The sequence below is a fragment of the Streptomyces sp. MNU76 genome (assembly GCF_020982545.1).
GTDB lineage: Bacteria > Actinomycetota > Actinomycetes > Streptomycetales > Streptomycetaceae > Streptomyces.
In genome coordinates this window covers 445,301-467,084 of record NZ_JAJKLK010000006.1, presented here as the reverse complement: position 1 = coordinate 467,084, position 21,784 = coordinate 445,301, and the positions used below count along the sequence as shown (strand labels likewise).

The following is a 21,784-nucleotide window of genomic DNA, read 5'->3' as shown; positions in this document are numbered from 1 at the left end:
CGTGGTGAGCGTGTGGAGGAGGGGCGCCGGACGGACGGGCAGGGTCCGTCCGGCGCCACGACCGGGTGTGGCCGGGGTGCGGCCAGGGGTGACGCGGTCCAGGACTGTCTAGAACGCCGCCTCGTCCAGCTCCATCAGGTCCAGGTCGACGCCCTCGGAGATCTTGCGGGCGAGGGTGACGCCCGGGAGGACGTTGGCCGCGAAGAACTTCGCCGCCGCGATCTTGCCGGTGTAGAACGCCTTGTCCTTGGCGGAGGCGTTCTGCAGCTTCTCGGCGGCGACGGCGGCGCCCTTGAGGAGCAGGTAGCCGACGACGACGTCACCGGAGGCCATCAGCAGGCGGGTGGTGTTGAGGCCCACCTTGTAGATGTTCTTGACGTCCTGCTCGGTGGCGGCGAGGTCGGTGAGGAGGAGGCCGACGATGGCCTCCAGCTCGACGGCGGCCTTGGCGAGGTGCTCGCGGGCGCCCTCCAACTGCTCGCCGCCCTCCCCGAGGGCCAGGAACTTCTTGATCTCCTCGGCGAGGCTGTTCAGCGCGGCGCCCTGGTTGCGGACGATCTTCCGGAAGAAGAAGTCCTGGCCCTGGATCGCGGTGGTGCCCTCGTAGAGGGTGTCGATCTTGGCGTCGCGGATGTACTGCTCGATCGGGTACTCCTGGAGGAACCCGGAGCCGCCGAAGATCTGCAGGGACTGGGCGAGCTGCTCGTAGCCCTTCTCGGAGCCGTAGCCCTTGACGATGGGCAGGAGCAGGTCGTTCAGGGCCTCCGGGGCGGAGACGTCCTCGCCCGCCGCCTCCTTGACCTGGATCTCGTCCTGGATGGAGGCGGTGTAGAGGACGAGGGCGCGCATGCCCTCCGCGTACGCCTTCTGCGTCATCAGCGAGCGGCGGACGTCGGGGTGGTGGGTGATGGTGACCTTGGGCGCGGTCTTGTCCATGAAGTTCGCCAGGTCGGGGCCCTGGACGCGCTCCTTGGCGTACTCCAGCGCGTTCAGGTAGCCCGTGGAGAGCGTGGAGATCGCCTTCGTGCCGACCATCATGCGGGCGAACTCGATGATGCGGAACATCTGGCGGATGCCGTCGTGCTTGTCGCCGATCAGCCAGCCCTTGGCCGGGTGGCGGTCGCCGAAGGTCATCTCGCAGGTGTTGGAGGCCTTGAGGCCCATCTTGTGCTCGACGTTCGTCGCGTACACGCCGTTGCGCTCGCCCAGCTCGCCGGTCTCGAAGTCGAAGAGGTACTTCGGGACGAGGAAGAGGGACAGGCCCTTGGTGCCGGGGCCGTGGCCCTCGGGGCGGGCGAGGACGTAGTGGAGGATGTTCTCCTCCATGTCGTGCTCACCGGAGGTGATGAAGCGCTTGACGCCCTCGATGTGCCAGGAGCCGTCCTCCTGCTGGACCGCCTTGGTGCGGCCGGCGCCGACGTCGGAGCCCGCGTCGGGCTCGGTGAGGACCATCGTGGAGCCCCACTGCTTCTCCACGGCGACCTTGGCGATGTGCTTCTGGACCTCGTTGCCCTCCTCGAAGAGGATGCCGGCGAACGCGGGGCCCGAGGAGTACATCCAGACGGCCGGGTTGGCGCCCAGGATCAGCTCGGCGAAGGCCCAGATCAGGGAGCGGGGCGAGGTGGTGCCGCCGATCTCCTCGGGCAGGCCGAGCCGCCAGTACTCGGAGTCCATGAAGGCCTTGTAGCTCTTCTTGAAGGATGCCGGTACCGGCGCGGTGTTCGTCTCCGGGTCGAAGACCGGCGGGTTGCGGTCGGCGTCCGTGAAGGACTCCGCCAGCTCGTTCTCCGAGAGCCGGGCCAGCTCCTCCAGGATGCTCTTCGCGGTGTCCGTGTCCATCTCCGCGAACGGACCGGTGCCGTACAGCTTGTCGCGCCCGAGCACCTCGAAGAGGTTGAACTCGATGTCGCGGAGATTCGACTTGTAGTGCCCCATGGCGACGGCTCCGTAAGAGAGATCGGCGAGGCACTGGATCCTCGCGCTAGTTCACATACCAACGAGTAGCTTGTCTGTCGATGATGCTACCCACCGGTAATAAGATGCAACCCCGAGCCGTCCATCTGTGACTCGTTACGCTTTGCCGCATGTACGGCTACGACCAGAGCGCCGGCCCTCAGCAGCAGTACGCCCCGCCGCCGCAGCAGCAGATGCCCGGGCAGATGCCCGGCGGCCAGATGGGGGGCGGTTACGGGCAGCAGCCTCCCCTGTACCCGGAGCCGTCCCCGCCCTCCCTCGCGGACGCGGTGCGGGCCTTCACCACCGGGCAGATGGCGGCGGAGGACTTCCAGCAGGTCTTCGCCTCGTCCAAGGTGTACTGCCCGCGCGGGGACAACCCCGGGTTCCTGGCGCTGCACAACACTCAGCAGCCGGTGATCCCGATGTTCACCTCGCTGAAGGAGCTGCGTCGGTACGCCGGCAAGGAGTCCAAGTACTTCGTGATCACCGGTGCGGAGGTGATCGATCTGCTGCCGACCGGGTACGGCTTCGTCCTCGACATGGAGGGGGAGCACCGGATGGTCTTCGACGCGAAGGCCGTGGAGCAGATGGTGGAGTTCGCGATGCGGCGGATGTACGGATAGCTCCGCTGGTTGGGCCGGGTTCCGGGTCGGGGTGGTGGGGTGCGGTTCGTTGCGGAGTGCGGGGCCGTGGGGGTTGTTCGCGCAGTTCCCCGCGCCTCTTCAGGGCGAGCCCCGGGGTACGGGCCTGGTGGGAATGCGGGGCGGCTTGTGTGCTGTTGAGGGTGGCAAGAAGTTCAATAGTCAACTAAACTGAGCCCACAAGGAGGTACCGACATGCCCGCAGTGACCGTCGAGAACCCGCTGACCCTGCCCCGTGTCGCCGCACCGACCGACGCGGTGGCCCGTCCGGTGCTCGCCGTGACGACCGCGCCCAGTGGGTTCGAGGGCGAGGGCTTCCCGGTTCGCCGGGCGTTCGCGGGGATCAACTACCAGCACCTCGACCCGTTCATCATGATGGACCAGATGGGTGAGGTTGAGTATCAGCCTGGGGAGCCGAAAGGCACCCCGTGGCACCCCCACCGCGGCTTCGAGACCGTCACCTACATCATCGACGGGATCTTCGACCACCAGGACAGCCAGGGCGGCGGCGGCACCATCACCAACGGCGACACGCAGTGGATGACGGCCGGCTCGGGCCTGCTCCACATCGAGGCGCCGCCGGAGTCGCTGGTCATGTCCGGCGGTCTCTTCCACGGCCTCCAGCTGTGGGTGAACCTGCCGGCCAAGGACAAGATGATGGCGCCGCGCTACCAGGACATCCGCGGCGGCAACGTCCAGCTCCTCACCACCCCCGACGGCGGCGCGCTGCTGCGGGTCATCGCCGGAGAGCTGGACGGGCACGCGGGGCCCGGCATCACCCACACCCCGATCACCATGGTCCACGCGACCCTCGCGCCCGGCGCGGAGCTCACTCTTCCGTGGCGGGAGGACTTCAACGGCCTGGCGTACGTCCTCGCGGGCAAGGGCGCGGTCGGCGCGGAGCGCCGCCCGATCCATCTGGGGCAGACCGCGGTCTTCGGCGCGGGCTCCTCGCTGACGGTCCGCGCGGACGAGAAGCAGGACGCGAACACGCCGGACATGGAGGTCGTGCTGCTGGGCGGACAGCCGATCCGTGAGCCGATGGCCCACTACGGCCCGTTCGTCATGAACACCCGCGAGGAGCTCCAGCAGGCGTTCGAGGACTTCCAGAAGGGGCGGCTGGGGACGATCCCGGCGGTCCACGGGATGACCTCCGAGGGGCTGTAGGCGAGGACCCATCGCCGGGCAAATACGGCTCGTTCTCGTCAATCGGGCCACCGGGTGTCGTCCGGGTTCACTCCGCACCGGGTGATCATGCCCACCCGGCCCACGCCTGGCTGAGCGCCACCCCGCCGCGTAGGTTCGTGCGTGCCCACCCCTTCGGCTGACCTCCGGAGCGGGTGGCGCTCACGGGGGAGAGCGCACCACTCGGATCCCGCCCCGGCCATCGGCCGGGGCGGGATCAGTCCTGCCCGTTCCCCCGCCGCACAAGCAGGGAAACGGGGAGAGACACCATGCGCAGGCCGTTCCATGACGAGGGATCCCGACGTCCGGCCCACCCTTCTCCGCTCACTTGAGCGCGCCCGCGCCGGCGTTCCTCAGAGGGGGCGCGACCGTCACGGCGGTCCGTTCGGCGGCCGCGGCGACCGTGCGGCGGCTGCCGGTCTGGTCGGCACCGGTGCTGTGGACGGTCGCGCTCGGACCGTGGGGGCTCTCCCGGCAGCACAGCGTCTGGCGGGACGAGGCCGCGACCTGACAGGTGGCACGGCGGTCGACCACCGACATCCTCCACATGCTGGCGCAGGTCGACGTCGTGCACGGGGCCTACTACCTGCTGATGCACGGCCTCTTCACCTGCTTCGGACCCGGTACGACGACGCTGCGGCTGCCCTCGGTCGGCTCCGTCTCCCCCTCAGGCCCTAGGTCAGGGACTCGGCGTGCACACCCTCCGGCGGGGGTGTCTCGTACAGCTCGAACCAGATGCTCTTGCCGTCGCCGCGGGGGTCCACGCCCCAGGCGTCGGCGAGCACGTCCATGAGGACGAGCCCGCGGCCGGAGGAGGCGAGCTCACCGGGGTGGCGCTTGTGGGGGAGGTCGTCGCTGGCGTCGGTGACCTCGATCCGCATCCGGCGCTTGCCGCCGTCGACGGTCATCTCGGCGACGAGGAGGGCGTCGGCGTCGGTGTGGACGAGGACGTTGGTGAGCATCTCGGAGACGAGGAGCACGGCGGAGTCGACCTGGTCGCCGCAGGTCCAGTCGTGCAGGAGCTCGCGCACCTGCTGACGGGCGCCGGCGATGCGCTCGGGCTCCGCCTGGGCGACGGTCAGGGCGGTGCGGCGGGTGGGCGCCGGTACGGCGGTGGCGCCGCCGCGTCCCTCGCTCTCCCGGCACAGCAGCAGCATCGCTATGTCGTCCTCGCGCCGGTCGGCGAGCGGGCCGGGCGTGTGGTGCGAGGAGGGGCCGTGCACCCCTTGCACGAGCGCGTCGGCCAGCGCCTCCAGCCGGCCCGGCCCGAGCCCGGGGGCCTCCGGCCGAACGGAGACGAGCGCGGCGGCCGCGGCGAGGGCCGCCGGGCGGGGCGTCCGGCTCCTCCTCCGCCGCCCGTCCGGCTCCCCGGCTTCCAGGGCACCCCGACCCCGGCACGCCCCCGACCCCCGGCACGCCCCCGACCTCCAGGGCGCCCCCACCCTCAAGGCCCCTCCGTCTCGGTCGGGCCCGCGTCGAAGGTTTCCAGGATCGTGCGGATGCGGCGCCAGCCCGTGTCGAGGTCGTGGCCGCCGGTCTCGATGAGGCCGTCGGTGCACAGGAGGATGGTCTCGCCCGGCTCCAGCACCAGCCGGGTGGTGGGGTAGTCGGCGTCGGGGTCGATGCCGAGGGGAGGCCGCCCGGGGTGGGCCGGACGAGGACCGTTCCGTCGGCCATGCGGACCACCGGGTCGGGGTGCCCGGCACGGGCGATGTCGAGGACGCCGGAGGCCGGGTCGACCTCGACGTAGAGGCAGGTCGCGAAGCGGAGGTCGGGGTGGGCGACGGCGGCGGAGTCGGTGATGCCGTGCAGGAAGCGCGAGGCGCGGGAGAGGACGGCGTCGGGGCGGTGGCCCTCGGAGGCGTAGGCGCGCAGGGCTATGCGGAGCTGGCCCATCAGACCGGCGGCGCGCACGTCATGGCCCTGGACGTCACCGATGACCAGCGCGAACCGGCCGCTCGGCAGGGCGATCATGTCGTACCAGTCGCCGCCGACCTGGAGTCCACCGCCGGTGGGGACGTACCGCGCGGCGACGCTCATGCCCGGTATCTCGGGGCCCAGGGTCGGCAGCATCGTGCGCTGCAGGCCGTCGGTCAGTTCACGCTCGGTCTCGGCCGCGCCGGCGCGGGAGAGGGCCTGGGCGAGCATGCGCGCGACGGTGGTCAGGACCGAGCGCTCGTCGGGGGTGAAGGTGACGGGGTGGGTGAAGCCCGCCATCCACGCGCCCATCGTGCGGCCGGCGACCGTCAGCGGCAGGAACGCCCAGGACTGGCGGCCGAACGGCTCGGCGAGCGGCCAGGCCGTGGGGTAGCGCCCCTTGTACTCCTCGGGGGAGGAGAGATAGACGGCGCGACCGGTGCGGACCACCTCGGCGGCCGGGTAGTCCGTCTCCAGCGGCATATGGGTGAAGGGGCCTTCGTCACCCTTTTGGTGCCCGTGGTGGCCGATGACGGTGAGGCGGTCGGCCTCGACGCCGAAGACCGCGAGTCCGTCCGGTGAGAAGCCGGGCATCGCCAGGCCCGCCGCGACCCGCAGCACCTCGGCCGTGGACCGCGCCTCGGCCAGCGCCCGGCCCGCGTCCAGCAGGAACGCCTCGCGCGAGCGCCGCCAGTCGCCGGTGACGGACGGCCCCCGGACGGCGCTCGCCGGGGACGGCTCGGTGACCTCCTGGATGGTGCCGATCAGCTCGAAGGACTTGCGCACCGGGTCGAAGGTCGGCTTCGAACGGCTGCGGATCGTACGGATCACCCGGCCCCGTTCGTCCATGACCCGGATCCGCACCTCGGCGAGGGTGTCCTCGGCGACGGCCAGCTGCACCACGGAGACGATCTCGTTCCAGTCGACGGGGTGCAGCCGCGAGCGCGCCCCGGCCTGGGTGAGAGTCGTCGGCTCGGCGGGCAGCCCCATGAGCCGGGCGGCCTCGGCGTCCAGCGTGACGGTTCCGGCAGCGCTGTCCCAGGTCCACAGTCCTGTCGCGAGGGCGGACAGGACGTCCCCCACTGCGGGAGGGGGCTCACCAGTGCGCATTGACCCACTCTAAGAACAGCTGATCGGACCGTGCCACCGAAGCTGTACCGGGCACCGAGCGGTGCCGGAAGCCATGACGACCTATGAGCCGATGAGGACCATGACGGAGCCATGACGAGAAACCACGACCGGCGGCGACGGAGGTGACGGCAATCGACGCTAGCGACAGTAACCGCTTGCGGTCCTGCCCATGGCTATGACGGTGCGTATCCGGTCAGGGAATGGCCGCCGCGTCGTCGTGGGCCCCTCCCGACGGCCCTGTCCGACGGTAAGCGCTGGAGGTCCCGGCTCCTTGGGGAACTGGAGGTCCTGGCCCCTGGGGAGCTGGAGGTCCTGGCACTCGGGGAAATGGTGGGGAGGCGATCTCGGGGTGGCCGGTACCCTTGGCGTTGTTTCACGTGAAACAACGGCCGAGGGAACACCGGCCGTGAAACACCCGCCAGATCCCCGATCAGCGAAGGCTGGATGAACGACGATGCATCGGTACAGGTCCCACACCTGCGGCGAGCTCCGCGCCTCTGACGTCGGCACCGACGTCCGGCTGAGCGGCTGGCTGCACAATCGGCGCGACCTGGGCGGCATCCTCTTCATCGATCTCCGCGATCACTACGGCATCACGCAGCTGGTGGCCCGCCCGGGCACCCCGGCCTACGAGGCGCTGGACAAGATCTCCAAGGAGTCGACCGTCCGGGTCGACGGCAAGGTCGTCTCGCGCGGCACCGAGAACATCAACCCGGACCTGCCCTCCGGCGAGATCGAGGTCGAGGTCGGCGAGGTCGAGCTGCTCGGCGCGGCCGCCCCGCTCCCCTTCACCATCAACACCGAGGACGGGGTCAACGAGGAGCGGCGCCTGGAGTACCGCTTCCTCGACCTGCGCCGCGAGCGCATGCACCGCAACATCATGCTGCGCACGGCCGTGATCAGCGCCATCCGTCACAAGATGACGGCCCTCGGCTTCAACGAGATGGCGACGCCGATCCTGTCCGCCACCTCCCCCGAGGGCGCCCGCGACTTCGTCGTGCCGTCGCGCCTCAACCCGGGCAAGTTCTACGCCCTCCCCCAGGCCCCGCAGCAGTTCAAGCAGCTGCTGATGATCTCGGGCTTCGACCGGTACTTCCAGATCGCGCCCTGCTTCCGCGACGAGGACGCGCGCGCGGACCGTTCGCCGGGCGAGTTCTACCAGCTCGACGTGGAGATGTCCTTCGTCGAGCAGGAGGACGTCTTCCAGCCCATCGAGAAGCTCATGACCGAGCTCTTCGAGGAGTTCGGCGGCGGCCGGCACGTCACCTCGCCCTTCCCGCGCATCCCGTTCCGTGAGGCGATGCTCAAGTACGGCTCCGACAAGCCGGACCTGCGGGCCCAGCTGGAGCTGGTGGACATCACCGATGTCTTCGAGGGCTCCGAGTTCAAGGCGTTCGCCGGCAAGCATGTGCGTGCCCTCGCGGTGCCGGACGTCTCGGCCCAGCCGCGCAAGTTCTTCGACCAGCTCGGCGAGTACGCGATCGAGCAGGGCGCCAAGGGTCTGGCCTGGGTGCGGGTCGCCGAGGACGGTTCGCTGTCCGGCCCGATCGCCAAGTTCCTCACCGAGGAGAACGTCGCCGAGCTGACCAAGCGGCTGTCGCTGGCCGCCGGCCACGCGGTCTTCTTCGGCGCGGGCGAGTTCGAAGAGGTCTCGAAGATCATGGGCGCGGTGCGGGTCGAGGCCGCCAAGCGCGCCGGGCACTTCGAGGAGGGCGTCTTCCGGTTCTGCTGGATCGTCGACTTCCCGATGTACGAGAAGGACGAGGACACCGGGAAGATCGACTTCTCGCACAACCCGTTCTCGATGCCGCAGGGCGGTCTGGAGGCCCTGGAGACCCAGGACCCGCTGGACATCCTCGGCTGGCAGTACGACATCGTCTGCAACGGCGTCGAGCTGTCCTCCGGCGCGATCCGGAACCACGAGCCCGACATCATGCTCAAGGCCTTCGAGATCGCGGGCTACGACCGTGACACCGTCGAGGAGCAGTTCGCCGGCATGCTGCGCGCGTTCCGCTTCGGCGCCCCGCCGCACGGCGGCATCGCGCCGGGCGTCGACCGTATCGTCATGCTCCTCGCCGACGAGCCCAACATCCGCGAGACCATCGCCTTCCCGCTCAACGGCAACGCCCAGGACCTGATGATGGGCGCGCCGACGGAGCTGGAGGAGGCGCGGCTGCGCGAGCTGCACCTGTCGGTGCGCAAGCCGCAGCCGAAGTAGGGCTAGCGAAGTAGGGCAAGCCTTTAGAAGCGCTTTTCCGGAGGAGCCCGGGAGAGGGACCTGAAATCGTCCGTCGATTTCAGGTCCCTTTCGCGTGTGCGGGGAAAGGGGACTTTGCGCACGGGTTTTCCGCATGGAGAGCGAAGGCGGGCGACAGCCCGAGGTCACCGGGAGTCGACCGGCGAGACGGCGCTGTCCACGCGGGACCTGGCGGACTGACCGGCAGGGTGAAGGGGCAGTGGATTCCAGCCGCTTTTCCCCAGCCGGAGAAATGCGGGACAAACCACAGCCCCTTCTTATGGCTTTGACAGCCCGGCTCCCTAGTTTCCTGGCCATGACGGGAAACCAGACGGGAAACGAGAAGGCCCAGGGGCCGAGGCACAAGCGGGATCTGACGCGCCGCAAGGTCGTCGTGGCGGGCGCGGGCGCCGTGGCCGCCGTGGGTGTGGGCGGAGCGGTCGTCGCGACCGCGAGCGCGGGCACCACCACGGGCACCGCCGAGGCGAGCGGGAAGCCCCTCGCCTCCTCCGGCGCGAGCGCCGGGGAGGAGTGCTACAAGCTCACGTCGGAGACCACCGAGGGCCCGTACTACATCGACGCGGACAAGCTCCGTCAGGACATCACCGAGGACAAGGAGGGCATCCCCCTCACCCTGCGCCTCAAGGTGATCGACTCCGAGACCTGCGAGCCGATCCGCGACTCGGCCGTCGACATCTGGCACTGCGACGCGCTGGGGCTCTACTCGGGCTACGAGAGCTTCTCCGAGGGCGGCGGCACCGCCCCCACCGACGCGCCCTCGGGAACTCCGACGGACGTACCGTCCGGCACCCCGACCGGGGAGCCCCCGGCCGGTGGTGGGGGCGGGGCGGCGGGCACGAGGAGCCGACCAGTGACACCCGCTATCTGCGCGGCACCTGGAGGACCGACAAGCAGGGCCGCGTCACCTTCACGACGATCTTCCCCGGCTGGTACCGGGGCCGGTGCGTGCACATCCACACCAAGGTGCACGTCGACGGCGAGTGGACGGACGCCGGTTACGAGGGCGGCACCACCTGCCACACCGGCCAGTTCTTCTTCGACGAGGAGTCCGTCCTCGCCTCCGCCGAGGTCGAGCCGTACGCGACCTCCACGACCGAGCGCACCACCCTCGACGACGACACCATCTACGACGGCAGCGGCACCCAGGGCGGACTGCTGAAGCTGAAGTACCGGAAGAACGACATCGCCAAGGGTGTCGTCGGCTCCCTCACGGTCGGCGTCGACCCGGAGGCCACGAACACCGGCACGGACGCCTCCGTCCAGCCGGGAGCGTCGGAGACCGCGTCGGAGTCCGCCTCGGCGAGCTGACCCCGACCCGCGTACACCGTCGCCGAGCGGCCGACGGGCGTACGGCCCGGCGCACGGCGAAGGCCCGGAACCCCCTCCCCCTGGGTTCCGGGCCTTCGCCCTGCGCGCGTCCTCGCGACGGGGCACCCGCTGGGGAAGTCATCAGGGGACGCACAGGTTTCTCGACGGGCGATCACAGCGGGAAGGCGTGTGATGGGACGTACAGGGTGAGGTACCCGTACGGGACGTAGACCCTGTACGGGACGCAGGCCGTCTGCGGCTCTACGGGACGAATCGTCGGGATGCTGGAGGAGGCCATGAAGCCGGCCGTGCTGGTAGCGGTGTTGCTGATCGTCGGGGCGGTGGTCGCGATCGTCGCCCGGCGGCGGTCCGTGGAGGATCAGCGTCCGTCGTCCGGCCTGGACGCGGAGGCCGAGGCCAACCGCTGGGTCGTCCGGCTGGGCGGCAGCCTGGCCGGTATCGACGTACGGGCCCAGGCACGGGCGGGCGGCAGCGCGGCCGAGTCCCTGACCGACGCGACCGAACGCCTCCGCACCGCCCGTGCCCAGCTGAGCACGGCCCGCACGTCCGACGAGTACGCGCGGGTCACGCGGACGGCGGTCGAGGGGCTGCGCCATGTGCGGGAGGCCCGTGCGGCGTTGGGGATGGACGCGGGGCGGGGTCAGGTCGGGGCGCGGGGTCTGGCGGGCGGAAGTCCGGGCCCTCCAGCGCCGCGAACAGGTCGGTCACCGCCGCCTCGTGACCGTCCAGGTCGAAGGGGGCGCCGTCGTACCGCTCCAGTCGGCGACCGCCGTCCTCGATGACGAAGCCGACCCGGCCGTCCGCGCCGAACTGCTCGCGGGCGACGGCCTGTACGGAGACGACCAGCTCGACGGTGACCAGCGTCGCCGTCTCGTCCATGCGGGGTTCGCACGACGGTCCTCAACTCGTTTGGTCGGAACTCCCGGTCGGCCGCACGCGTCGTACCGATCATGACCATGTCGATCGACTCCACTCCCGCGCCGGCGCCCGCCCCCACGACCCTCGGGGAGGAGATCCTCCTCCTCTCGCTCGACGACACCACGGGTGAGGCCCGGCTTCCCCTGCGGACGCCCTACGCGATCGCGGCGGCGAGCCTGCTGGAGCGGACCCTGTCGGGCGCGGGCGACGCGGTCGAGGGAGCCGAAGGCGCCGAGGGGCCGGTGGGCAGGGCGGGGTGGGCCTGCCGGACGACGTCGGGAAGTGGATCCACGAGCACAGCACGGCGGAGTACGAGGCAGCGCTGCGGGGTGTCCTGGACAAGGGACTGATCCGGGAGGAGAAGCGCAGGGTCCTGCTCGTCTTCCGTACGACGCGGTATCCGGAGGCCGACGGCACGGTGGAGTCGGCCCTGCGCGGGCGGCTGGCGGAGGTGGTGCTGGAGGGCGCCGACCCTGATCCCCGGACCGCGGCCCTGATCAGCTTGCTTCACCACGGTGACCTGCACACCCTCGCCTTCCCGGACGCCGACACCGAGGACTCACCGGTGCGGCGGCGTATGGCCGAGATCGCGGAGCGGCACTGGGCCGACCCCGCCCTGCGCCGGATGGCCGAGACCGCGGCGGCGACGGCGGCGGCGCTCACGGCGGCGACGATGGTGACGACGGTGGTGGTGATCACGCTGGTGACCTGAGGATCACGTGCGCGGGGTGTGGGTGCGTGCACGTGGGGTGGGCGCGTGCGCGGGGGCGGCCGCGCGTCCGTCGTGGTTCTCCGCGCGCTTCCCCGCGCCCCTGGAGGGGCTCCGGCTCAGGAGGGTGCCCGTCATTCGGGTTCCTCCTCCGGCGGGGAGGTCAGGGCCTCTTCTTCCAGGAGGCGTTCGGCGATGTCGCCGGCCCAGCTCTGGGCCCAGCGGCGGAGTTCCAGGACGGCGTCGGAGTCGAGGCCGTGGCGAGCGAGTTCCCGGTCGTCGAGCCACTCGGTGCCCTCCAGCCGGGCCTGGAGGTCGGCGAGGTCGAACGCGGTGGACGTGGCGGAGGTGTGGCGGCGGGCCAGTTCCTCCAGTTCGACGACGGTCCAGTGGGCGGTGGCCGCGTGCACGGCGATCAGGTCGCGGGCCGTGCCCCGGTCGGCCACGGCCCGGACCTTCGCGCCGACCACGTCCTCCAGGGAGAGGGCGAGGCCGAGCGGAGTCTCCACCGGCGGGTGCCAGAGGGTCTCCTTCAGGAGGTCCAGGACGCGTTCCTCCTGCGTGGTGGGGTCGGTGACGAGGAGGCGGGAGCTGAGCGGGGCCGTCTCCACCGTGCGCACCAGCCAGCCGCGTTCCGCGAGACCCGCGTGGACCGCGGCCGCGATCTCCTCCATCGGCGCCGCGTGTTCCGTCGCCGCCTCCAGGTCCCGGCCGGGCGGCCGCGCCTCGACCAGCCCGTGCGCCTGCGCCGCGTGATCGCCGGTGAGAGCGAGCCCGTGGGGGGCGCCGACGGCCAGCACGTCGTCGAGGAACTGCTGGAGCTGTTCGGGGAGGGGTGGGGAAGGGTGGGGGCGGGGCCATGGAGGGATTATCACGGCCCCGCGGTCTTTCCCCGGTCAGTACGGCCGTCGGCCCACCCAGTTCCCCGGCGGGTCGAAGTTGGCCACCACATACGTCCAGCCGTTGCCGCACCTCGCCTTGGCCGCGCCGACCCGGGTCGAGCCACGCCAGACCAGCTGGGTGTAGTGCAGGCACTCCCGGTCGTTGACGCAGGAGTTGGAGGGGCGGTCGTAGGCGGACTTCTCGTCGAGCCAGAGGCGGGCCGCGTCCGCCAGCGAGTAGCGGGGGTTCGACCCCTTGGCCAGGTTCTCGCCGTAGCGGCTGTTCGAGTGGACGAGCGCGCAGTCGGCGACCCGCACCCTCGCCCAGGAGCGGGCCTGCGCGGCGACCGACTCGTCCCAGACCAGCGGGGGGACGCCGACGTCCGCCCGAGCATGGTTGACGACCGTCAGGAAGCCTCTGATCTCCGGTTTCGGCGCGGTCGGGGTCGCCGCCGCCACCGACCCGGCTCCGGTCACCTCGACCCCGGTCACCCCGGTCATTCCGGCACCGGTCACCCCGGCCCCCGTCGAGGTGAGCGGGGTGATCGTCTCCACGACCGGGGGCCGGGGGCCGACGGCCTGGGCCGCCCCCGGGGTGAGCGCCAGCGTCGCCGCCGCGGTCGCCGCGGCCATCGTCCGCGCCCTGTCCCGTCGCACCACTCGTGCCTCCCTCTGCTCCGACTCTCAAGCTCTTCAACTGCCGTACCGGCGGAGCTACTTGTAGGGCAGGACGGGCGCCGGGCGGGTGCGGACCGGATCACCTGCCATCCCATCGGGGGAATCGGAGCAGGGGTGGGTTTCGGCGCCCATGGGACTCATCGGGCCCAGGCCATTGGGCACCGTGACCTCCGGACGGACGCTCGCCGAGACGGTCCGATCGGACGGCGCGGGCGGCGAGGCGTGACCGAGCGGGCCTCGCAGGGCGGCACCGGGGTTCACCCGCCGTTGGCCCGTGGAACTTCTCAAGTTCGGTTAAGGCGAGGCACAGCGCGCTCAAAGGTTGACCCACGATCGTCTTTTGACATGGACCAGACCCTTCTCGTGGTCGCCGATCTGGCCGCCATCTCCGTGCTGACCTTCGCGGTCTACTTCCCGCGCCACCACCGCCGGGACCTCATCGCCGCCTTCCTCGGCGTCAACGTCGGCGTTCTCGCGGTGGCGATGACGCTCAGCTCCTCGTCCGTCGGCATCGGCCTCGGCATGGGGCTCTTCGGCGTCCTGTCGATCATCCGGCTGCGGTCCGACGAGATCGCCCAGCACGAGATCGCGTACTACTTCTCCGCACTCGCGCTCGGTCTGCTGGCCGGGCTGCCGGAGCGGGTCAACCTTCTGTCGACGCTGCTCATGGCACTGATCGTCGCCACGATGTACGTCGGCGACCACCCCCGGCTGTTCGGCCGCTACCGGCAGCGCAGCCTGCGCCTCGACGCCGCCCACACCGACGAGGACGCCCTGCGCGCCCACCTCGAAGTGCTGCTGGGCGGGCGTGTGGTGAACCTCTCCGTGCGGAGCGTCGACCTGGTCAACGACATGACCCTGGTCGACGTCCGGTACCTCGTCACCGGCGAGGGCCCGCGCGCACCACATGCACCGCGTGCACCACGCGCACCGCGCGAGGCCGACGGCCGGGTCGAGCGGGAGCAGGGGGTCCGGGCATGACGGCCCTGGACTCCGTGGCCCCCGTGGTCGGGGCGCTGCGCCCCATCGGCCTCGCCGAACTCGTCGACCGCGCCGAGTTGCTGACCCGGCTGGACCGCAAGTACATGCTGCCGCTGACCGACCTGCCCTTCGTGGTCGGCGGGCTGGAGGGTGGGGGCCCCTCCCGGTCGGGCGAAGTCGAGCCCGGGGGAGTGCGGGTCCTGGAGGTCGACGGCGAGCGGCAGTTCGCGTACCGGTCCGTGTACTTCGACACACCGGACCTTGACGGCTATCTGGCCGCCGCCCGCCGCCGTCGCCGCCGCTTCAAGCTGCGGATACGGACCTACCTGGCGTCCGGGCAGCACTTCCTGGAGGTCAAGACGCGCGGCCCGCGCGGCACCACCGTCAAACAGCGCGTCCCGTACGGCGGGGAGCCGGGGCGGCTGGGTCCCGAGGCGCGGGCGTACGCCGACGACGTGCTCCGTGCGGCGGGCATCGACCCGGACGGCTTCCGTCTGGTGCCGGCGCTCACCACCCGCTACCTGCGCACCACCCTCTTCCTGCCGGGCAGCGGCAGCCGGGTCACCGTCGACACCGACCTGACCTGGGCGTTGCCCGACGGCACCGAGCTGCGCACCCCCGCACGGACCATCGTCGAGACGAAGGCGGGCCGCGCCGGCTCGGGCGCCGACCGGTTGCTGTGGTCGCTCGGGCACCGGCCCTGCCCTGTCTCCAAGTACGGCACCGGGCTCGCCGCGCTGCGGCCCGACCTGCCCGCCAACCGCTGGCTGCCCGTCCTGCGGCGCCACTTCCCCACCGCACCGGCACTGAACGGGAGCCCCGCATGAACATCCGTAGGAACTCGTGGACCACGTGGAAGACAAGGGCACGCGGGCTCCGTGCGAAGACCGCCGGTGTCCTCGCCTCCGTCGTCCTCGCGACCGCCGCGCTGGCAGGGTGCTCCTCCGCCGGGAGCGACTCCGGATCGGCGTCGTCCGACTCCTCGTCGAGCGCGAGCGCGGCGGCGGCCGTGGACGGGACGCGGGACGCGGCGGCCGTCCTCGCCGACAACGAGGAGACGCACGCCGAGGACGGCGACACGGAGTACGACGAGTCGCAGGCGTCAAAGGCCGTCGCCGTCGAGCTGACGGGTGACTCGGCCTCCGCCGAGGGCAAGGGGGTGGACGTCGACGGGTCCACCGTCACCATCACCGCCGGCGGGACCTATGTGCTCAGCGGGTCCCTCGACGACGGACAGATCGTGATCACCGCCCCCGAGGCGACCGTGAAGCTGGTCCTGGACGGCGTCGACATCTCCAGCTCCTCCGGGGCGGCGATCGCCGCGACCGAGGCCGAACGGCTGGTCGTCGTCCTCGCGGACGGCAGCGAGAACAAGCTGAGCGACACCGACTCCTACGCCGAGGACGCCGAGGCGAACGCCGCCCTGTACAGCGCGGGCGACCTCACGATCGGCGGCAGTGGCTCGCTCACGGTGAAGGGGAACGGCAACGACGCCATCGCCGGCAAGGACGGTCTGGTCGTCGAGGGCGGGAACATCACCGTCGAGGCCGCCGACGACGGCATCCGGGGCAAGGACTACCTGGTGGTCGACGGCGGCACGGTCACCGTGACGGCGAAGGGCGACGGGCTGAAGTCCGACAACGCGGACGAGGAGGACGCGGGGTACATCGCCGTCGCGGGCGGCACGGTCTCCGTCACCGCGGGCGGGGACGCCGTGGACGCCGCCACCGACCTGGTCGTCACCGGCGGCGAGCTGACCGTGGAGGCCGAGGCGTCCGACGACACCTCGGCGCATGGTCTGAAGTCGGGGGTGATCACGGTGCTGGAGGGCGGCACGGTCGACGTGGACGCCTCCGCCGACGCGCTGCACGGCGACGCGGCGGTCCACCTCAACGGCGCCGACGTCACCCTCGCGGCCGGTGACGACGGCATCCACGCCGAGGGCGACCTGGTCATCAGCGCGGGCACCCTGGACATCACCGGCTCCAACGAGGGCCTGGAGGGTAAGGACATCCTGGTCAGGGGCGGTACGGCGACGGTCACCTCCGACGACGACGGCGTCAACGCCTCCGGCAGCGAGGCGACTTCCGAGCAGGACGCGCAGGGTGGCCCGGGCGGCGGTCCCGGTGGCGGGGGCGGCGGCATGGAGGTCGGCGACTACTCCGCCAAGGTCACCGGTGGCACGCTCGTCCTCAACTCCCAGGGCGACGGCTTCGACTCCAACGGCACCGCCGAGATCACGGGCGGCACGATCGTCGTCAACGGCCCCGAGGCCGGCGGCAACGGAGCGCTCGACGTCAACGGCAGCTTCACCGTCAGCGGCGGCACGCTGCTGGCCTCCGGCAGCGCGGGCATGGTCGTCGCCCCGGACGAGGAGTCGGAGCAGGGCTGGCTGTCGGCGACCCTGGACGCGTCGGTGGAGGCGGGCACCACCCTGCACATCGTCGACGCGGACGGTGGCGTCGTGGCGTCGTACGTCACCTCGAAGACCATCCAGAACGTCGTGTACTCGGGCGCGGGGATCAAGAGCGGCGAGGAGTACGGCGTGTACTCCGGCGGCTCCACCTCCGGGTCCGACACCGGTGGCCTCGCGGGCTCGGGGAAGCTGGGCTCGGCGGAGAAGATCGCCACGGTCACGGCGGGCGAGGCCCCGGAGGGCGGCTTCGGCGGGGGCGGGGGCGGCGACCGGGGCAGTAGCCGCACCGGCCGCCGGGGCGGCGCTCGGTGTCGGCCTTGCGGTGACCCGTGGTGCGGGTGGGCCCAGCGGAGCTTCTCGCCCGCTGGGCCCGTGCTCGTGGCCGTACTCGTCGGGGGACGGTGGCGGTGCCCCCGGTGACTACGCGGGTGTGCCGAAGTTCTGGGTCCAGTAGTTGCCCGGCTGGGCCAGGCCGATGCCGATCTCCTTGAACCCGCAGTTGAGGATGTTCGCCCTGTGGCCGGGGCTGTTCATCCAGCCGTCCATGACGCTCGCGGCGGTGCCGTACCCGGCGGCGACGTTCTCGCCCGCCGAACGGAAGGAGTACCCGACACGGGAGAGCCGCTCACTCATGTCCGAGCCGTCCGAGCCGGTGTGGGACATGTTCTGGTGGGCGGCCATGTCCTGGCTGTGGTCCTGGGCCGCCTTGGTGAGCTTGGCGTCCACGGTCACCGGCGAGCAACCCGCCTTCTGGCGTTCGGCGTTGACCAGGTTCAGCACCTGGGCCGTGGGGCCGGAGGCCGTGTTGCCGGAGGAGGTGGCGGGAGTGCGGTCGGCCTGGGTGGCCTTCGGGGCCGGCGGCGGCGTGGTCCTGGCCGGGGTCTTGGCGGCCTCGGGGGTGGACTTGGGCTTCGGGCTCGCGGACTTGGAGGGCGACGCGCTCGCCTTGGCCTTGGAACGGGACGGACTAGGGGAGCTCTCCGGGGTGTCCGGGGTGCTCTCGGCGGAGGGCGTCGCGGACGCGGAGGGGGTGCGCGAGGGCTCGGGAAGATCAGCGTCCGCCTTCTGCCCTCCCCACCACGAGGAGGCCACACTGCTCCAGTCGCCAGGCCCGACACCGCCGACCCAGGCGACGGCCGGGATGCCCACGGCGCCCGCGGCCACCACGAGAGCGGTGGCGACGGCTATCTTCCGGCGCGTCGACCTGGGCTGCCGCGCCGCCGACCGTTTCGTCCTGCGGCGGTGACTGTTCGTTCGCCTCGTGCGTGACATGCGTGGCCTCACTGAATGGTCCGACTTCGACGCAATCGACCCCTTGGCAGGCCGTGGCCTCTGGTGAGCCCGGTCATTATGGGGACCCCTCACCGCACCGGGCAACGAACACGTGTGCTGCCCTCGGGGCGCGTCGACGAGACCCTCGGAGGGGGTGAGAGCGCATGTGTCCGGTGGGCCGCCATGGTGCTCCCCGCGCCCGAACGCGCCCTGGGATCAGGCGGAAAGCCGTTTCTCCCGACAGCGTCGGCGCGGGCGCCTCCGGGCCGGATGACCACGGAGATTCGCCGTCTGTGCGGCAAATGCCGGATGGGGCTTCGAGGGTCGGCATTTGTCGCTTTGCTGAAACGGATCGATCGGTTTCATCATGGGCAATTCGGCCGTGACGCATGTCACCCCGATTCGAGGTGTGTGCGGGACCGGCGCAGACTGGATGGAGAAGCGGAGATCGCACAGACCCCGCAGTGATCCGGTCGTGGAGGGATCATGACGGCAGCCACGCGGACGGGAACCCCCGTACTGATCGAGGGCGACGGTCTTGAGGTACGCGTCCAGGAGATCGGCGGCGGCATGACCGTCGCCTTCATCAAGCTCCCCAAGGGCACCGACATGGCCCCGGCGCTCAAAGGACTCCCCGACGACCTGTGCCAGTGCCCCCACTGGGGCCACATCGTCAGCGGACGGCTGAGGATGCGCACCAAGGACGGCGAGGACTTCTACGAGGCGGGAGAGGCCTACTACTGGTCCCCCGGCCACGCGCCGGAAGCCCTGGAGGACGTCGAGGTCGTCGAGTTCTCCCCGACGAAGGAGTTCATGGAGGTGATGGAGCACATCAAGTAGCGGGTTCTCGAGCCCAGGCAAGAACCCAGCTCCGTAAGGGACTCAGGGACTGCCACGCGACGGCCTTGGCGAAGGCCTCGTCCTTCGCCCTCTGCATCTCTTCCAGCCGGCCCGGGTCGACGACGGCGAGGGCGGCGCGCAAGGCATCAGGAGTCTGCTCGGGACGGGGGATCAGCTCATGTCCGTGCGGCCTGGGTGCTCATGGTGTCCCTCCAGAGGGCGCCCCGGCCAGGGTCTCCGGCCGGGAACTCGACAGAGCCAGGCGCGTGCGCCTGTGCTCCCGCCAGGTGTCGCCTCATACCGCCCCGTCTCAAGGCATCCGAGTACGGGGTCGCAGCCTCCCGATGCCCTTGGCTACTTCTCGGTGAAGACCTCTTCAGCCGTCGGGGCGGTCACGGCACGCCGGAGCCAGTCGCGCAGGATCTCAGTGTCGCCGCGGTCGGCGATCCGCTCGCGGACCTGGTCGGTCACGTCGATGCCGCGCTGCTCAAGGACGAGCTTCGGGGCTGTGCCTCGGGGTGCTGGGACTACTCATCCACGAAGACCGCGTCGGTGGAGGAGGCGGTGAGGGACCGGTCGAGCCATTGGCGCAGAACGTCGAGGTCGTCGCAGGCGGCGATGCGTTCCCGTGCCCCGTCGGGGATGTCGAGGCCGCGCCGCTCCAAGATGAACAGGATGTCCTGGGCGCGGCCTTCGGCCAGGCCCTTGGCGCGGCCCTTGGCCTGTGCTTCGTCGCGGACTTCTTCGAAGAGGGGCGACTTGTAGAAAGAGAGGTCCACGGCCACCAGTTTCCTCCATAGTGCTGCGGCGGGCAGCTTGCCCAGGCCTTGTGAGATGAATTCGATGACGGGGTTCTTGACCGAGTCCGGGGTGTCCTGCAGAACGGTCGTCATTGCTTTGAGTATGGCCCCGATGTCCGGGCTCTTGCCGTGGGTGATCGTGGACAGCGTGGCGACGGCGAGGTCCTTGCGAACCTCGGCGGGGTCGGTGATCACCGGCATGTTGTGTGGGCCCGCGACGAGCGGGCGCAGGGTGAGCAGAGGCCACTGGCGAGGGCCGAAGCGGACCTCTCGTGCCGCCCATTCGGCGGTCGCGTGGTCCTGGCAGACGATCAGCAGCATCGGCTGCAGTTGGTACTTCGTGAGCAGGTACGAGGCGTAGTACGCCCAGCTCGCGGGCTTGGCCGGGTCCTTCTTGCCCTGGGCCTCGACGGCGAGGAGAAGTGGCTCGTCGCCCTCCGTCTCCAGCCGCAACAGCGTGTCGAGCCGGCGTTCGAGCGGGCGGGTCTCGGTGACGTCGGTCGGCAGGATGGTGACCGACGTGGGTGGGGCGAACTCGACGCCGAGCACCTCGGAGAGCCGGGAGAAGAGGTCCGGGTACTCCTGGAAGATGCGGTGCATCGCCTCGTGGGGCGAGCTGACCATGAGGGTGTCCTGTGGGGAGGAGGTACGGGAAAGGGGTGGGTGATGCCACCTTTGGCATATGTCTGAGGCAGATGCTTGTGGGAGCGTAGGGCGGCAACACGACCTGGAATGAGTTCAGTTGGTGATATTCACCTGCAGGGGTGAACCCGCGGTGTTCCGTCAGACGGTCGTGACGGCGAGTGGCTGACGCTCCCGGTAGTCGCGGCACCGTGCGCCGGGGGCGGGCGAATGGAAGCCGCGGTCACAGCCGTCGCAGTTCCGGACCTTGTACGGGACGGGCGCGGGCTCGGCAGGGGCGCGCCACGGTTGCAGGGGCGGGAGCCGGCCCGTGAGGCAGTGGGCCAGGAGGGCGGCCGGGCGGTACAGGGGCTCGGGGCAGATCGCTGGTCAGGGCGTCGCGTAGGGCGGTGGGGGTGAGGTCGCGCTCCGGGCTGCACGCCGGTCGGTGCCAGACAAGCCGAGCGCGAGGCGGGCGCCGAGCGGCCTGGCGACAGCAGGACGCTGAGGTGTCCGACGCGGTGATACGCGGATCGGCGCACCTGAAAGGACCTTGCTGTGCTTCGGTCGAGGCAGCCCGTGTGGTGAAGCTGCCTCGACCGAAGACGCAGGCTGTTGCGCAGGACTAATCGCCGCGATCGGCCCGGCGCAGGATGTCGCGTTCCCGGCCGGTCTGCGTGTTGAGCAAGTCCTCGTGGTCGATGACGATCGTCTCGTCGGCGTCCTGGGCCCGGAGGTGGGCCCCATAGGCGTCGGTCGCCCGCACCGGAAGAGCCTCCTGGTGGGCCGCGGGCCAGCTCTGGAGGAGATAGGACTCCACGACCTCGTCCACCACTGTCCGGTCGACAGCTGTGTCCCTGCCCCGGGCATGGACGCGCAACCGGTAGCGGCCCGGCCCTCGCGAGGCCAGTGAGGGCAGGTCCACGGGGTCGTCCATGAGGGGAGCCACCAGCGCTTTTCCGGACAGGGATCGCCAGGAGATCTCGGCGATCTCCTCCCAGTCCGCGGCGGGCTCGGGCTGCACGGCATGCAGCTCGACGCTCACCCGGACGTTGCCGGTGTGGATCCCGGTCGACACCTCGATCGCTCCGCCGACGGCCGACACGAGACCGTTGTGAGACACGTCGAGGTCATCGGCCATGGGCCCCGCCGGATCCGAGATCTGGAAGAGGTGATACTCCGCGTGCACCAGAGAGGTTCGGGTACCCCGCGCAAGCTGCTCCACTTGTTCCGCCCACTCCTTCCGGTGGTC

The 21,784-nt window shown here is 70.7% G+C and carries 19 protein-coding genes and 4 pseudogenes; 12 read left to right on the top strand and 11 right to left on the bottom strand.

Annotated features, from left to right (window positions below; all coding sequences use genetic code 11):
• Positions 1 to 108 precede the first annotated feature (108 nt).
• On the bottom strand, positions 109 to 1,935 hold the full coding sequence (locus tag E4N62_RS17400) for an acyl-CoA dehydrogenase (RefSeq protein ID WP_230215448.1): 1,827 nt from the start codon (positions 1,933 to 1,935) through the stop codon (positions 109 to 111).
• Between the two features lie 149 nt (positions 1,936 to 2,084).
• On the opposite strand from E4N62_RS17400, the gene E4N62_RS17395 reads away from it, so the two are divergent.
• Both E4N62_RS17395 and E4N62_RS17390 read left to right on the top strand, forming a co-directional pair.
• Entirely contained in the window at positions 2,085 to 2,579 is a 495-nt protein-coding gene (locus E4N62_RS17395; RefSeq protein WP_184906245.1) for an SseB family protein, read from the top strand.
• 213 nt (positions 2,580 to 2,792) lie between these two features.
• Entirely contained in the window at positions 2,793 to 3,764 is a 972-nt protein-coding gene (locus E4N62_RS17390; RefSeq protein WP_230215446.1) for a pirin family protein, read from the top strand.
• Between the two features lie 342 nt (positions 3,765 to 4,106).
• Here E4N62_RS17390 and E4N62_RS49460 read toward each other — a convergent pair whose 3' ends face one another.
• A complete protein-coding gene (locus E4N62_RS49460) occupies positions 4,107 to 4,322 on the bottom strand; it encodes a hypothetical protein (RefSeq protein ID WP_374117011.1) in 216 nt (71 codons plus the stop codon).
• On the opposite strand from E4N62_RS49460, the pseudogene E4N62_RS17385 reads away from it, so the two are divergent.
• Positions 4,216 to 4,434 (top strand): annotated as a pseudogene (locus tag E4N62_RS17385) (hypothetical protein); the annotation flags it as partial. The gene E4N62_RS49460 and the pseudogene E4N62_RS17385 sit on opposite strands and share 107 nt — an antisense overlap.
• Before the next feature lie 22 nt (positions 4,435 to 4,456).
• On the opposite strand, the pseudogene E4N62_RS17380 reads toward E4N62_RS17385, so the two are convergent.
• A pseudogene (locus E4N62_RS17380) lies at positions 4,457 to 5,038 on the bottom strand (ATP-binding protein); the annotation flags it as partial.
• Between the two features lie 188 nt (positions 5,039 to 5,226).
• Positions 5,227 to 6,293, bottom strand: a pseudogene (locus tag E4N62_RS17375) (PP2C family protein-serine/threonine phosphatase).
• On the opposite strand from E4N62_RS17375, the gene E4N62_RS17370 reads away from it, so the two are divergent.
• From E4N62_RS17370 to E4N62_RS17360, 3 genes and pseudogenes are all read left to right on the top strand, one after another.
• Entirely contained in the window at positions 6,229 to 6,822 is a 594-nt protein-coding gene (locus E4N62_RS17370; protein WP_230215587.1) for a hypothetical protein, read from the top strand. The pseudogene E4N62_RS17375 and the gene E4N62_RS17370 overlap by 65 nt on opposite strands.
• 462 nt (positions 6,823 to 7,284) lie before the next feature.
• Positions 7,285 to 9,048: an aspartate--tRNA ligase gene (gene aspS / locus E4N62_RS17365; RefSeq protein ID WP_230215445.1), complete on the top strand. Its 1,764-nt coding sequence runs from the start codon at positions 7,285 to 7,287 to the stop codon at positions 9,046 to 9,048.
• A 334-nt stretch (positions 9,049 to 9,382) separates the two neighbouring features.
• Positions 9,383 to 10,395: pseudogene (locus E4N62_RS17360) on the top strand (intradiol ring-cleavage dioxygenase).
• 379 nt (positions 10,396 to 10,774) lie between these two features.
• On the opposite strand, the gene E4N62_RS17355 reads toward E4N62_RS17360, so the two are convergent.
• Both E4N62_RS17355 and E4N62_RS17350 read right to left on the bottom strand, forming a co-directional pair.
• Positions 10,775 to 10,984, bottom strand: coding sequence for a hypothetical protein (locus tag E4N62_RS17355; RefSeq protein WP_230215444.1), 210 nt, complete (start codon positions 10,982 to 10,984; stop codon positions 10,775 to 10,777).
• Positions 10,981 to 11,295, bottom strand: a complete 315-nt coding sequence (locus E4N62_RS17350; RefSeq protein ID WP_230215443.1) for a hypothetical protein — start codon at positions 11,293 to 11,295, stop codon at positions 10,981 to 10,983. The genes E4N62_RS17355 and E4N62_RS17350 overlap by 4 nt, the downstream gene beginning before the upstream one ends.
• A gap of 71 nt (positions 11,296 to 11,366) precedes the next feature.
• Here E4N62_RS17350 and E4N62_RS17345 point away from each other — a divergent pair, with 71 nt between their 5' ends.
• Complete coding sequence (locus tag E4N62_RS17345; protein ID WP_230215442.1) at positions 11,367 to 11,684, top strand: hypothetical protein; 318 nt, start codon at positions 11,367 to 11,369, stop codon at positions 11,682 to 11,684.
• Positions 11,591 to 12,046 carry a GPP34 family phosphoprotein gene (locus tag E4N62_RS17340; protein ID WP_230215441.1) on the top strand — a complete coding sequence of 152 codons (456 nt, stop codon included), beginning with the start codon at positions 11,591 to 11,593 and terminating at the stop codon, positions 12,044 to 12,046. The genes E4N62_RS17345 and E4N62_RS17340 overlap by 94 nt, the downstream gene beginning before the upstream one ends.
• Before the next feature lie 131 nt (positions 12,047 to 12,177).
• Here E4N62_RS17340 and E4N62_RS17335 read toward each other — a convergent pair whose 3' ends face one another.
• On the bottom strand, positions 12,178 to 12,912 hold the full coding sequence (locus E4N62_RS17335; protein ID WP_308185184.1) for a hypothetical protein: 735 nt from the start codon (positions 12,910 to 12,912) through the stop codon (positions 12,178 to 12,180).
• Positions 12,913 to 12,939: 27 nt separating this feature from the next.
• Positions 12,940 to 13,584, bottom strand: coding sequence for a pathogenesis-related family 1 protein (locus tag E4N62_RS17330; RefSeq protein ID WP_230215440.1), 645 nt, complete (start codon positions 13,582 to 13,584; stop codon positions 12,940 to 12,942).
• A 363-nt stretch (positions 13,585 to 13,947) separates the two neighbouring features.
• Here E4N62_RS17330 and E4N62_RS17325 point away from each other — a divergent pair, with 363 nt between their 5' ends.
• The 3 genes from E4N62_RS17325 to E4N62_RS17315 are packed head-to-tail and all read left to right on the top strand — an operon-like array spanning position 13,948 to position 17,419.
• A complete protein-coding gene (locus tag E4N62_RS17325) occupies positions 13,948 to 14,583 on the top strand; it encodes a DUF4956 domain-containing protein (protein ID WP_230215438.1) in 636 nt (211 codons plus the stop codon).
• A complete protein-coding gene (locus tag E4N62_RS17320) occupies positions 14,580 to 15,410 on the top strand; it encodes a polyphosphate polymerase domain-containing protein (protein ID WP_230215436.1) in 831 nt (276 codons plus the stop codon). Before E4N62_RS17325 ends, E4N62_RS17320 begins: the two co-directional genes overlap by 4 nt.
• Positions 15,407 to 17,419 (top strand): carbohydrate-binding domain-containing protein, encoded by a 2,013-nt coding sequence (locus E4N62_RS17315; RefSeq protein WP_230215435.1) that lies wholly within the window; start codon positions 15,407 to 15,409, stop codon positions 17,417 to 17,419. Before E4N62_RS17320 ends, E4N62_RS17315 begins: the two co-directional genes overlap by 4 nt.
• On the opposite strand, the gene E4N62_RS17310 is transcribed toward E4N62_RS17315, so the two are convergent.
• Positions 17,420 to 18,271 (bottom strand): CAP domain-containing protein, encoded by an 852-nt coding sequence (locus tag E4N62_RS17310; protein ID WP_230215434.1) that lies wholly within the window; start codon positions 18,269 to 18,271, stop codon positions 17,420 to 17,422.
• Positions 18,272 to 18,757: 486 nt separating this feature from the next.
• On the opposite strand from E4N62_RS17310, the gene E4N62_RS17305 reads away from it, so the two are divergent.
• Positions 18,758 to 19,111 (top strand): hypothetical protein, encoded by a 354-nt coding sequence (locus E4N62_RS17305; RefSeq protein WP_230215433.1) that lies wholly within the window; start codon positions 18,758 to 18,760, stop codon positions 19,109 to 19,111.
• Positions 19,112 to 19,638: 527 nt separating this feature from the next.
• Here the strand turns inward: E4N62_RS17305 and E4N62_RS17300 are convergent.
• The gene (locus E4N62_RS17300; protein ID WP_230215432.1) at positions 19,639 to 20,535 is read right to left on the bottom strand and encodes a hypothetical protein; all 897 of its coding nucleotides are present in this window, start codon (positions 20,533 to 20,535) and stop codon (positions 19,639 to 19,641) included.
• 622 nt (positions 20,536 to 21,157) lie between these two features.
• Complete coding sequence (locus E4N62_RS17290) at positions 21,158 to 21,655, bottom strand: hypothetical protein (protein ID WP_230215431.1); 498 nt, start codon at positions 21,653 to 21,655, stop codon at positions 21,158 to 21,160.
• Positions 21,656 to 21,784 lie beyond the last annotated feature (129 nt).

Bases quoted from the DNA above. Each gene is read 5' to 3' on its own strand.
- E4N62_RS17390 (WP_230215446.1), top strand. From the start codon at position 2,793: ATGCCCGCAGTGACCGTCGAGAACCCGCTGACCCTGCCCCGTGTCGCC.
- aspS (WP_230215445.1), top strand. From the start codon at position 7,285: ATGCATCGGTACAGGTCCCACACCTGCGGCGAGCTCCGCGCCTCTGAC.
- E4N62_RS17350 (WP_230215443.1), bottom strand. From the start codon at position 11,295: ATGGACGAGACGGCGACGCTGGTCACCGTCGAGCTGGTCGTCTCCGTA.
- E4N62_RS17345 (WP_230215442.1), top strand. From the start codon at position 11,367: ATGACCATGTCGATCGACTCCACTCCCGCGCCGGCGCCCGCCCCCACG.
- E4N62_RS17325 (WP_230215438.1), top strand. From the start codon at position 13,948: ATGGACCAGACCCTTCTCGTGGTCGCCGATCTGGCCGCCATCTCCGTG.
- E4N62_RS49460 (WP_374117011.1), bottom strand. From the start codon at position 4,322: ATGTCGGTGGTCGACCGCCGTGCCACCTGTCAGGTCGCGGCCTCGTCC.
- E4N62_RS17310 (WP_230215434.1), bottom strand. From the start codon at position 18,271: ATGTCACGCACGAGGCGAACGAACAGTCACCGCCGCAGGACGAAACGG.
- E4N62_RS17300 (WP_230215432.1), bottom strand. From the start codon at position 20,535: ATGGTCAGCTCGCCCCACGAGGCGATGCACCGCATCTTCCAGGAGTAC.
- E4N62_RS17395 (WP_184906245.1), top strand. From the start codon at position 2,085: ATGTACGGCTACGACCAGAGCGCCGGCCCTCAGCAGCAGTACGCCCCG.
- E4N62_RS17370 (WP_230215587.1), top strand. From the start codon at position 6,229: ATGACGGTGAGGCGGTCGGCCTCGACGCCGAAGACCGCGAGTCCGTCC.
- E4N62_RS17320 (WP_230215436.1), top strand. From the start codon at position 14,580: ATGACGGCCCTGGACTCCGTGGCCCCCGTGGTCGGGGCGCTGCGCCCC.
- E4N62_RS17400 (WP_230215448.1), bottom strand. From the start codon at position 1,935: ATGGGGCACTACAAGTCGAATCTCCGCGACATCGAGTTCAACCTCTTC.
- E4N62_RS17315 (WP_230215435.1), top strand. From the start codon at position 15,407: ATGAACATCCGTAGGAACTCGTGGACCACGTGGAAGACAAGGGCACGC.
- E4N62_RS17305 (WP_230215433.1), top strand. From the start codon at position 18,758: ATGACGGCAGCCACGCGGACGGGAACCCCCGTACTGATCGAGGGCGAC.